Here is a 12,039-nt window from a genome sequence, read left to right as displayed (position 1 = left end):
TGCGGTCTCAAGACACCATAGGCAAAGGGTGAGTTGTGGCAGAAGTGCACGACGGTGACAGGGGGCGGGCGCGAGCCGGACGGCGCTGCTGGGACTCGACGCCCACGCCGGACTGCGCTGCACCAGGTCCGGAAGGATCATGGCCCGACGGGTGCCTGGCCCCCACAGGCTCCACGGCGCTCCAGGACGGGCCGCCCGATGGGGTTATCGCGCATAATGGAATGTATGCCGAATATGGCCGGACTCTACGAGCGAAGCGGCGAGCTCAAGGTCTTGCGGGCAGCGATGGATGCGACCCTCGGCGGCCATGGAGAAGCCGTGATGATCGAGGGTGCGCCCGGAATCGGCAAGACCAGTTTGCTGGCCGAGGCTAAGCGGATTGCTGTTTCCGCTGGTTTTCAGGTAGCCAGCGCGCGAGGATCGGAATTCGAGAGCGACTTCCCGTTCGGCGTGGTGCGGCAGCTCTTCGAACCACTCCTTGCACGGATGAAAGCGGAAGATCGGCAGCACATCCTGTCCGGCACCGCGGGCCAGGCGGGGATCGTGCTGGGGAAAGCGGTTCCCGGGCACTCCCTGGGCGGCGATTTCTCCGTACTCCATGGACTGTACTGGCTGACCGCCGATGTCTGCGAAAAGCAGCCCCTGGTCATCACGGTTGACGATCTGCACTGGGCGGACAGCGATTCACTGAAATTTCTCAGTTACCTCATGCCGCGCCTTGAGGACATCCCGGCCTGTGTGGTGGGCACCCTGAGGCAATTTGAAGCGTATGCCCAGTCGAATGCACTCGACCAGATTGTCACCGCACCGCCCTCGATAGTCGTTTTCCCGTCAAAATTGAGCGCCGAGGCATCGACCTCGCTCATCATCAGTGAATTCGCCAAATCCGGGGCACCCGAACCCGAGGACGAGGACTTCCTCGCCGCCTGCTGGTCCGCGACCGGCGGGAACCCCCTCCTGCTCAAGGAGCTCACCGAGGCACTCACCACCGAGCACGTCGAGCCCACCGCCGCCCACATCCCGCAGGTCTACGCCCTGGGCCCGCGCGCGATCGCCCGGCGGGTGGCGATGTGGATGCGGCGCCTCCCTCAGGGCTGTGCCCCACTGGCCCGGGCCATCGCGGTGCTCGGGGACGGTGCGGAGCTGATCCATGCGGCGGAGCTGGCGGGGCTTGACCGGGACGATGCGATGCAGGCCGCGAAGAGCCTCGAGCACGCCCGGATCCTCTACACCGTCCCCTCGGACGAGATGAAGCCCCGGGTGGGGTTCGTGCATCCACTGGTGCGGGCCGCCGTGTACGAGGAGATCACACCGGCCGACTCCCACCGCGCACACAAGACCGCCGCGCGCCTGCTCCGGGACTCCAAGGCCGAGATCGAGAAAGTCGCCCTGCACCTGCTGCGCACCCTGCCCTCCGCTGACGCCGCGACCGTGACCCTGCTGTGGTCGGCGGCGCGGAGCGCCCTGGCCCGCGGCTCGCCGGAGACGGCGGCGAAGTATCTGCGCCGCGCTCTGGCCGAGCCCCCGCCGACCGGGGACCGGCGGGACCTCCTCTTCGAACTCGGCAACGCCATGCGGCGGGTGGACAGCGCGGCAGCCGTCCAGTACCTCACCGAGGCGAACGAACTGGCCGGGCCGTCACGGCAGGGCGTCGACATCGCACTGGCCCTCGGCGACTCGCTGCTCGCACTCCGGCGCTCCGAAGAGGCCCTGGCGGTCTGGCAACAGGCCCTGGCCCGTACGGCGCCCGAGGACACCGAACTGTTCTACCGGCTGAACGCCTGCATCCTCTCGATCCCGCTCTACGAACCCGGCCGGCCGGATCTGCGTCAGGACATCCTCAGCCGCATTGCGGAACTGCGCTCGCCCAAACCGAGCGAGAGCAGGGGCGGCCGGTACCTGGACTGCGTCATCGCCGGCCATGACGCCGTCATCGGCGACCCGCGGGCGGTCGTACGGGCACAGCGCGCGCTCCACGAGGACACTCCGGCCCGGCCGTCCGACGGACAGTCGTCCCTCTCCTTCGGCTGGCTGGCCCTGATCAGCGCCGACCGCAAGGAAGTGCTGGCCAATCTGGACACCGCGGTCGAGCAGGCGCACCGGCAGGGCTCGGTCAACGACCTGACCGGGGCGCTGACCTACCGCGCGATGGCGTGGCTGTACCGGGGCAACCTCGAAGAGGCCGCCGCGGACGCCTCGGACGCGGTGCACGCCGTCGAAACGTCCTCGCCAGGGCTGCACCGGCTGGTCCTCGGTCCCGTCCAGGCCGAGGTGCAGATGGAGCAGGGCGCGCTGTCCCGTGCGCAGGCCACCCTGGAGTGGACCGGAGTTCCCGATCCCGCGCCGCTCACCGGGCTGATGTACTACGTGTTGTACAGCCGGTCCCATCTGCTGCGCCTCCAGGGCCGCACCACGGAGGCATGCAACGCCGCGCTGGCCGCGGGCCAGTCGTTCAGCGCGGCCGGCGGGGACAATCCCGCCATCGTCCCCTGGCGGTCGGAAGCCGCCCTGTGCCTGCATCTGCTCGGCCGGGACGACGAAGCCAGGGCCCTGGCCGACGCGGAGCTGAAGCTGGCCCGCTACTGGAGCGCGCCCCGAGCCCTCGGCCGCGCTCTGCGCATCGCCGGCACACTGAGCGAGGGCGACGCGGACGTCGGCCTGCTGCGCGAGGCCGTCACCCGGCTGCAGGGATCTCCGGCCCGTCTGGAGTACGCCAAGGCGCTGGCGGACTACGGGGCGGCACTGCGCCGGCACGGAGTGCGGAACCAGGCGCGGACCATGTTCAGCGACGCCCTGGACATCGCCGAGGCCCGAAGCGCGGCCCCCCTCGTCCAGCAGATCCAGGACGAGCTGCACGCGGCCGGGATCCGCCCGCGGCGCCACGCGGTCACCGGTCTGGATTCGCTGACACCGAGTGAGCACAGGGTCTATGACCTCGCCGCCGCCGGACGCACCAACCGGGAGATCGCCCAGCAGCTGTTCGTCACGGCCAAGACCGTGGAGGCCCACCTGTCCAACGTCTACCGGAAGGTCGGCGTCACCAGCCGGCGCCAGCTCAGTGGGCTGTCCGAGCGGACCGACGCGACGGAAGAACCGGAGTGACTCATGTCCGCCGTGCCCGATGCGAAGCCGCCCGGAGCACCGGACGCACCGCGGAGCGGGTCGCGCAGCAGCCGCAGGATGCGCTTCGCGCCCCGCATCTGGCACAAGCTGCTGGCCCTCTGCATCGCCCTCATGATCCCCCTGGGGCTGGCCACGTTCTACCTGGTCGACCAGCAGAACAGCAAGATCGATTTTGCTCGCACCGAGCTGAGCGGCGTTCAGTACCTGCGTCCCGTGAGCGCATTGGTACAGGACGTCTCCGACCGTCGTGCGCTGCTGCACCGCGAGATCACCGGAGAGTCCGTGCCGAGGAGCCGGGTCGCGGCAGCCGACCGTGCCGTCAACGAAGACTTCACGGCGCTCACCAAGGTCGACCGACGGCTGAGGGAGCCGCTGCGAACGACCGTCTCCGACCTTGCCGCCAAGGGGAAGGGCAGGCTGGCGCCCGCGGCGCTGCGCCACGACTGGGCGCAGCTGTCCTCGGCTCCGTCCGACGTCCGCGCCGACGTACCGCGGTACGACCGGCTTGTCGGGAAGCTGCTGGCGCTCGGTTCCTACGTCGGAGACACCTCGAAGCTGATTCTCGACCCCGACCTCGACACGTACTACACGATGGCCGGACTGCTGCTCCGCGAGCCGCAGATGATGAACCAGCTCTACCAGGTGGCGGGCACCGGAGACTCGATCCTGGTCCAGGGCAGCAAGTCCAACAGTGACCGGGTCCGCATCGCCTACGACTCCACGGGGCTCAACCAGAACCTCCTCCAGCTCAACAGCGATCTGAACCGGGCTTTCGAGTCCACCTCCCACACCGGACTCCGCCCCGCGATCCAGCCCCTGCTGGTCAAGGCGACCTCATCGGTCCGTGAGGTGACCGGCACCGTGAACCGGCAGTTCACGAACGGCGACCGGAGCGATATCCCGCGGGCGGCCTGGGCGGCCCGGACCACCGGCGCCATCCGGGCGAACGCGAACCTCTGGAAAGCCCTGTTCGACCAGGAAGACCGGATGCTGAACGCCCGCCTGGACAACTTCCACGACCGCAACCTGCACGTCCTGGCCGGCATTGCCGCGGTCCTCACCGCGATCATCGTGATGGCCGCGCTGCTCTCCCGGCGTATCACCGGCAATCTGGCGGCCGTGGTGCACGCCGCGCAGGCCCTCGCCGCTGGCGACCTCACGCGCCGCGCGACGGTACGGAGCCACGACGAGGTCGGCGCGATGGCCACCGCCTTCAACGTCATGGCCGGGAGGCTCCAGGAGAGCTACTCCGCCGTCGAGGAGGAGGTCCGCCAGCGCACCTCGGAGCTGCACCAGAAGACCGAATCCCTCAGCCTGCTCCAGCATGTGGCCTCGGCCGCGAACGAGGCGGAGACCTGGGAGGACGCGGCGCGGACGGTCCTGGAGCTGGTGTGCCGGCACATGGGGTGGCCGGTCGGCCACGTCTACCTCGTCGAGCCCGCGTCCGGCCCGGGCTCCCGCACCGGCCGGCCCGCCCCGGATGCGGAGCTCACCGCGGTGCCCCTCTGGCACGTCGAGGAACGGCACCTGCGGATGCCGCTGCACGACATCGCCGCCGCAGCCGGGCTGTACGAGCCGGAGGGCCTGCCTGCCACCGTGCGCGCGACCGGCCGCCCCGCCTGGATACGGGACATCACCGTGGACTCCTCCGGGTCCCGCAAGCCGTCGTCCGTAGGCCCGGAGAGCTCCGGGGTGACCGGCCGCATCGCCCTCCCGGTCGTCATCGGACGGGATGTCGCGGCGGTCCTCGACTTCCTGACCCCGCAGGCCATGGAGCCGGATGACGCCTTGCTGCGGCTCATGCTCGATGTGAGCACCCAGCTCGGACGGGTACTGGAACGGTCCCGCGCCGCGGCGGAGCTCCAGGCGTCCAAGGAGGCGGCAGAGGTCGCCACCCAGGCCAAGAGCGCGTTTCTCGCCACCATGAGCCATGAGATCCGCACGCCGATGAACGCGGTGATCGGCATGACCGAAATTCTGCTCGACACCCCGCTCAATGCCGAACAGGCCGAATTCGCGCATATCATCCAGAACAGCGGTAACAGTCTGCTCACCATCATCAACGACATCCTTGACTTCTCGAAGTTCGAGGCCGGAAAATTCGATCTTCGACTCCAGCCGCTGGAGCTTCGCCAGTGCGTGGAATCAGCCTTCGACTTCGTATCTCCGATGGCGGCGGAGAAGAGCGATCTCGATCTGGCGTACATTATCGATCCGGAATTGCCGGAAGAAATTATCGGGGATATCGACCGACTGCGCCAGATCATCATTAATCTGCTCAATAATGCCGTGAAATTCACGGAAACCGGCGAGGTCGTCCTCAGGGTCGGTTTGGCCGATTCGGAACCGGATGCCTCCGAGGAGCCGCCGGAATCGGTCAATGCGCCCGCTGCAAAGGACGCGGACGACACCATCCGGCTGCACTTCTCCGTGAGCGACACCGGAATCGGAATGGCCGCGGACCGCCTGGGCCAGCTGTTCCGGCCCTTCGAACAGCTCGACACCTCCACCACCCGGCGTTTCGGCGGAACGGGACTCGGGCTGGCCATCAGCAAGCGGCTGGCCGCGCTCATGGGGGGCACGATGTGGGTCGAGAGTGAACTCGGCGTGGGGTCGACATTCCACTTCACCGTGGAAACGCGAGAAGTTCCCGAAGCCATGCGTACCAGCCATGTTGTCCCCCGTGTCGACCTCCGAGGAAAACACCTGCTGGTCGTGGACGATAAATCCACGAACCGGATGATCCTCACCCACCAGGCGAGCGCCTGGGGGATGGTGGTACGCGCCACGGGATACCCGCAAGAAGCCCTCGAATGGGTCCGGCAGGGCGATCCGTTCGACATTGGAATTCTGGATATGCAGATGCCGGACATGGACGGCGTCATGCTCGCGGACGAGATCCGCCGGCACCGTAGCAAGGACGAGCTGCCCTTGTTCCTGCTGACCTCTGTTGGCCGCCCATTGACGTCCCAGAGGAGTCTTGCAGAGTTCTCCGGATACCACACCAAACCCATCCGGGCGGCCGAACTCTACGCGGACCTCTGCCGCACACTGCTCGGCGCCGCGGCATCCATCGAAACGCCCCGCGCGGCACAGCGGCCGGAGGCCGCGGAGAGCCACCCCGCGCCCCTGCGCATCCTGCTGGCCGAGGACAACCTGGTGAACCAGCAGCTGATCGTCCGGATGCTCCGGAAGATCGGCCACTCAGTGGATACGGTCGGCAACGGAGCCGAAGCGCTGGAGTCGCTGCGGCACGCGCTCTACGACGTGGTCCTGATGGATGTGCAGATGCCGGTGATGGACGGCCTGGACGCCTCCCGACGGATCCACCGGTCCCTGTCCGCCGCGGAACGGCCGTACATCATCGCCCTCACCGCCAACGCGATGAGCGAGGACCGTGACGCCTGCCTCGCCGCGGGGATGGACGACTACCTGAGCAAGCCCCTGCACGGCGCCGATCTCGCCGAGGCACTCGACCGTGTGCCACACGGCCCCCGCGCGGACGGTGTACCCCACGGTCCCTCCGCGCCGGGCCCGGAGGCTGCGCAGCCTGCACGGAGCCCGGAGACGGCAGCGCCCGCACCCGGTCCGGAGGAGCCGGCGCCGCCCGTCCTTGACACACCCACTTTCCAGCGCCTGGTCGACTCCTTCGGCAAGGAATTCGTCAGTCAACTCGTCGATGCCTTCCTGGAGGACTCCCCCCAACTGATCGAAAGTCTTCGCCGCAGCCTCGACGCGGAGGAGGGAAGCACACTGCGTCGGGCAGCTCACACGCTCAAGTCCCACGCAAACACCTTTGGATTCCCGCGGCTCGTTCAGCCGTGCCAGGAAGCGGAGGACCTCGGCGCCACCGGGGATCTGGGCGAAGCAGCACCGCTGGTATCCCGCATCGAAGCGGAATACCGCGCTGCGAGAGACGGGCTGGTCGCACAGAGAGCGGAGCTTGACCATGACGGAGGGAAACGCTGTGGCGGATAGCAACGCCGTGACGGACGTTACCGGCAGAAAAGGGCGCGTCCTGGTCGTGGACGACGATCGCACGAACCGCATGATGCTCACCTATCGCCTGGAAATGGCCGGGCTGGAGACCGCGACGTCCGAGAACGGGCTGGAGGCTCTCCAGATGCTGCGGGAGAGCGACTTCGATGTGGTGCTGCTTGACATCCTCATGCCGGGGATGGACGGCTACGCGACGCTCGATCTGATGAAGCACGACCAGCAGCTCAGCCGTACACCCGTGATCATGATGTCGGCCGTCGGCGATCTGGACAGTGTCGTCCGATGCCTCGAAATGGGCGCCGAGGACTACCTACCGAAGCCCCTGGACCACCTCCTGCTGACATCGAGGGTCGACAACATCCTGCTGAAGATCCGGCTTGAGCAGGTGGAACAGGGGCTCGGTCGCATCGCCGACGCCGTGCAGGCCATGGCCGGCGGTGCGCTCCCGGCCGGGGCCCTGGACCAGTTCGCCGGGCAAACCGACTCCGTCGGGCGTCTGGCGCGGCAGCTTCAGCAGCTCGCGGCTGTGACCTCGAAGCGATGAGCGCGTGGGGCCGTCACGCTGAGCAGCCCCTGCTTGCCTGACGCAATCAGCCCTGGCAGTCGGGCGTTGTACGCCGACAACGGCCCGTCCCCGCCTCCCTCGCCACCGCACCCGTAGCCCCCACCACCACCGCACCGTGCCCTGTTTAGGGGGCGTACTGGGGGGTTCCCCTAACGACACCCGTACGGCGCCGGTGCACGCTGAGGACATACCTCAGCTCCCCGTCACAACCGATGGAGCGGATATGAGAGGTGGGGCGGACGTCATGCCCCGGGCCCATGTGCGCACGCCACAGCCCTCCCGGGGACGCCAGCGGAGCCCGTGTGACCTCCGGACTCCTCCAGTCGCCCGATGCCCCACTGAGAAGCGAGGGCTGACAGATGTTTCCGGAACCAGAGCCGCCCCCGGGCGCGTCCCGACCGCCGAGGGCGGCCACAGAGGCGACACCGTATGCGTTCTCCGGGTCCGTGCCTCAAGGAAGGGCTCTCGTACGGCCGCCCCAGCCCCATTCGTCCCAGCCTTCCGCCGCAGCGGATGCCGCTCGGCCGGACCACACCGCCATGAGTACCGTCGTTCGCGCACCCTGTGTTGCCGTACGTGACGGCGTACTGCTCCCGCTGTGCCGTCTGCTGGGGCGGCTGGCGGCGGCCACCGCCGCACGGGTCACTCAGCTGTCCCGGTACCTGCGGAAGAGGCGCGGCAATGTGGTCTCCCAGCCGCTCGACCCCCATGTGCGCGCCGTGCCCCAGGCCCGCCGGATCATCCGGGCCGAGCTGGTCCGATGGGGGCTGTACGAGCATGTCGACACCGCTGAACTCCTGGTGAGCGAACTGGTCACCAACGCGCTCCAGCATGCCTGGGGCCCCATCCGACTGCGCATGGCCCACTCCGCCGATGGCCGGACGCTGCGCTGCGACATCGCCGACGGCTGCCCCGCCGCCCCGCCCGCAGCCCGCCCGCCCGCTCGCACCGACGAGGAACACGGCCGAGGACTGCACCTGGTCGACCAGCTCTCGACTCGCTGGGGCACCCTGCGCACCCCCGCGGGGAAGATCGTCTGGTTCGAACTGCGCACCCGCGCCAGGGCCCGTCGGCTGAGGCGTCTGCGGCGGCGATTCTTACGCGCGCCCTGAGGCGACCGCCATCACCTTGGCTTCGCCCGCCAGATCCGCACGGCCCGGCGGTTCCCGCGCCGCCGGGCCACGCACGGGTCAGGCGAGGCCGATCTGCTGGTAGAAGGTCAGGTTGTCCTTGGCGATGCGGATCGGGTGCTCGGTGATGCGTGTGTCCGGCGCCCAGACGAACTGGCTCTTCATGTCGGCGATGTGCCGGTCGATGCCGTCCGTGTAGTGACCGTCGGGCCAGTGGACGCGGATGTTCTGTGCGTGGCTCTCGCTGAGCCGGTCCCACTGCTGACCGGAGTAGACGACGAAGTGCCGCGACGGGTGCCCCGGTGTCCAGATGCCCTGGAGGCACGTCGCCGAGCAGCCCTGGTCACCTTCCGGCCCCGGTCACCGTCCCGCTGTGGCCGCCATCCGGCGTGCCGCCTCGTGTACCGACTGGGCGTGCAGTTCGAACATCGCCATCAAGTTGACGGCGTCGCCGGTGATCTCCCGCTGTACGAACAGGCCGTCCGCGCCCGCGATGGCGTACGTCGTGAGCGTGTGGATCTCGGTCTCGTCCAACTCGGGGAAGAGGGTCCGCAGTATCTCGGTGATCTTTCGGCGCGCGGTTTCCCTGACCTGGAGGAATACGGTCCGACCTCGGGGCTCGGTGGGTCGCCGCTCCAGGGCGAGCATGAGGCCGAGGCGTAGGAAGTCGGGCGCGTCGACCAGTGACTTGGCCACGTTCGCGGCCATGGCGGTGACCCGCTGCAGGGACGTGCCCGTCTCCTCGCACGGAAGCTCGACCGCGGCGAGCCAGCTGTCGAAGCTGCGCTCGATGACCGCGGCGATCAGGTCGTCCTTGTCCTTGAAATGCCAGTAGATCGAGCTCGCGGGCAGTCCGCACTTGGCGCTGACGGCCGCGATGGACGTGCCCTCGTAGCCGCGTTCACCTGCGATCTCCACGGCGGCGTCGAGGATGCGCTGCCGCGACTCCCTTCCGTTCGCCCGCTTCCGGCGCGTCGTGTGGGGCCCGGTCATGGCACTTCCCTCCTGTTGTGCTGGCCCTTGACCGTATCCGGCGTCGAGCTTACTGTAGCGTTCATTCCAATTGGAGTGAACGCTACAGTAAGCCCAGAGCGATGCTGAGGTTTCGTCTCGCGCCCGGTCCACCTCAACGGAGTCCGGAAGCCGGGCCCGGCGGGGGAGGGCCAGGGAAAGCGTCCTGCTGCCCTGGATGACCACCCGCCGTACGGCCGTCATCGCCCTGCGACCCCACGCCTACGCCTACCCAGCCGCCCTGTACCCCCGCCGCCCCCCAGTGGGCGTGGTCCCAGCAGCCGCGCCCCGCCCGACCGCGACACCGCCCAGTGAGGACCGACACCATGACCCCGCAGACCGGCCTGCCGACGATGCAGGAGACGACGTACGACATCGGCGGCAAGGAGATCTTCGCCGCGGAGGCGGGCGACGGCCCGCCCGTGCTGCTGCTGCACGGCGGCGGCCCCGGTGCCTCGGGCGTATCCAACTACGCCCGTAACATCGCCGAGTTGGCCAAGGAGTACCGGGTCATCGTGCCCGATCTGCCCGGCTACGGGCGCAGCACCAAGGGCGTCGACGGTGCCGACCCGTTCGGCTACCTGGCCGACGGCATCCGCGGCCTGTTGGACGCACTCGGCCTGCACAAGGCCCATCTGGTCGGCAACTCCTACGGTGGCGCCTGCGCCCTGCGGCTGGCCCTGGACACCCCTGACCGGGTCGACCGCATGGTGCTGATGGGCCCCGGCGGGATCGGCAACACCCGCGCCCTGCCCACTCCCGGGCTCAACAACCTGCTGGGCTACTACACCGGCGACGGACCCTCGCGGCTGAAGCTGGAGAAGTTCATCCGCAACTACCTCGTCTTCAACGCCGCGGAGGTCCCGGACTCCGCCATCGAGGAGCGCTACCAGGCCAGCATCGACCCGGACGTGATCGCCTCTCCGCCGCTGCAACGCCCCGCCGGGCTGCGCACCTTGTGGAAGATGGACTTCACCCGCGATCCGCGCCTGAGCCGGCTGCCCGTGCCCACCCTCGTCCTGTGGGGCGCGGAGGACAAGGTCAACCGGCCGTCCGGCGGCCGGATGCTGGCCGACCGCATGCCCAACTGTGACCTGTACCTCGTCGCCAACACCGGGCACTGGGTGCAGTTCGAGCGCACCGACCTGTTCAACGGCCTGTGCGCCGACTTCCTGGCCGGCCGCCGATGACCACACATGACGACCCGTCCGTCTTCGGTGCCGTCCACCTCGGATACCTCGTCATCGAGACCAACCGCTTCGCCGACTGGCGCCGCTTCGGCACCGACGCCATCGGCATGCACCACGACGCCCTCTCCCGCAACCTGATGCGCTTCCGCCTCGATGACCAGGAATGCCGCTTCCTCATCCGGCGTGGCCCTGCCGAGGACGTCGTCGCCACCGGCTGGCACATCGACGACCACGCCACCTTCGAACGCATCGAGGCCCGCATCCGTGCCCACGGCGTCCCCCTCGCCGTCGGCACCGACGAGGAGGCCGCCCTGCGCGGCGTCGAGCGGCTGCTGCGTTTCCCCGGCCCCAAGGGCCTCACACAGGAGATCTACACCACCCCGGCGAAGTCGGCCGAGCCGCTGCGCATGCTCGCCTCGGGCTTCGTCACCGGCGACGGCGGCATGGGCCACATCGCGCTGACCTCCACCAAGCCGATGCAGACCCGGGGTTACTTCCACACCGTCTTCGACGCCCGCCTGACCGACTACATCGACGAGACCTTCAGCGGCGTCAAATTCACGATTCGCTTCCTACGCGTGAACGAACGCCACCACTCCATCGCGGTCGCCGCCGCCCGTGGCCTGCCGATCGATGCGGTCCGCACCCGCGTGCAGCACCTCAACGTCCAGGCCGCCACCCTCGACGACGTGGCCCAGAGCTACCAGCGCGTGCACGAACTCGGCTTCGACATGGCCCTGTCCGTCGGCCAGCACACCAACGACAAGGAACTCTCCTACTACGCTCGCACCCCATCGGGCTTCGATTGGGAGGTCGGCTGGAACCCCGTCGTCATCGACGAGACCACCTGGGAGCCCACCACTCACCAGGGCATCAGCATCTGGGGCCACCTCCCGGTCGGCCGGACCATCATCGACAAACTCGCCCAGTTCCAGGCCGGGGCCCGCTCCCTGGGTCGCCCGGAGAGCACGGTTCCGTCGCTGAGTGGCGCAGGCATGCCCGGCGCATGACGAGTTCATCG

The 12,039-nt window shown here is 68.6% G+C and carries 7 protein-coding genes and 1 pseudogene; 7 read left to right on the top strand and 1 reads right to left on the bottom strand.

Features of this window, described 5'->3' with window-relative positions; genetic code table 11:
* Positions 1-198 precede the first annotated feature (198 nt).
* From AB0G84_RS25025 to AB0G84_RS25005, 5 genes and pseudogenes are all read left to right on the top strand, one after another.
* A pseudogene (locus AB0G84_RS25025) lies at positions 199-678 on the top strand (AAA family ATPase); the annotation flags it as partial.
* Between the two features lie 30 nt (positions 679-708).
* On the top strand, positions 709-3,102 hold the full coding sequence (locus tag AB0G84_RS25020) for a LuxR C-terminal-related transcriptional regulator (RefSeq protein WP_361325019.1): 2,394 nt from the start codon (positions 709-711) through the stop codon (positions 3,100-3,102).
* A 3-nt stretch (positions 3,103-3,105) separates the two neighbouring features.
* On the top strand, positions 3,106-7,101 hold the full coding sequence (locus AB0G84_RS25015; RefSeq protein WP_361324839.1) for a response regulator: 3,996 nt from the start codon (positions 3,106-3,108) through the stop codon (positions 7,099-7,101).
* The gene (locus AB0G84_RS25010; protein WP_361324836.1) at positions 7,091-7,666 is read left to right on the top strand and encodes a response regulator; all 576 of its coding nucleotides are present in this window, start codon (positions 7,091-7,093) and stop codon (positions 7,664-7,666) included. The genes AB0G84_RS25015 and AB0G84_RS25010 overlap by 11 nt, the downstream gene beginning before the upstream one ends.
* Before the next feature lie 560 nt (positions 7,667-8,226).
* The gene (locus tag AB0G84_RS25005) at positions 8,227-8,799 is read left to right on the top strand and encodes an ATP-binding protein (protein ID WP_361324833.1); all 573 of its coding nucleotides are present in this window, start codon (positions 8,227-8,229) and stop codon (positions 8,797-8,799) included.
* A 378-nt stretch (positions 8,800-9,177) separates the two neighbouring features.
* Here the strand turns inward: AB0G84_RS25005 and AB0G84_RS25000 are convergent, their stop codons facing one another.
* Positions 9,178-9,810, bottom strand: a complete 633-nt coding sequence (locus AB0G84_RS25000; protein WP_361324830.1) for a TetR/AcrR family transcriptional regulator — start codon at positions 9,808-9,810, stop codon at positions 9,178-9,180.
* A gap of 344 nt (positions 9,811-10,154) precedes the next feature.
* Between AB0G84_RS25000 and AB0G84_RS24995 the strand changes: the two genes are divergently transcribed.
* Entirely contained in the window at positions 10,155-11,018 is an 864-nt protein-coding gene (locus tag AB0G84_RS24995; RefSeq protein WP_361324827.1) for an alpha/beta fold hydrolase, read from the top strand.
* Positions 11,015-12,028 (top strand): VOC family protein, encoded by a 1,014-nt coding sequence (locus tag AB0G84_RS24990; protein WP_361324824.1) that lies wholly within the window; start codon positions 11,015-11,017, stop codon positions 12,026-12,028. The genes AB0G84_RS24995 and AB0G84_RS24990 overlap by 4 nt, the downstream gene beginning before the upstream one ends.
* Positions 12,029-12,039 lie beyond the last annotated feature (11 nt).

The organism is Streptomyces sp. NPDC020742, from assembly GCF_040641675.1.
Taxonomy (GTDB): Bacteria; Actinomycetota; Actinomycetes; order Streptomycetales; family Streptomycetaceae; genus Streptomyces.
Note: the sequence above shows the minus strand (reverse complement) of the source record. Positions and strands in the feature narration are given on the sequence as shown.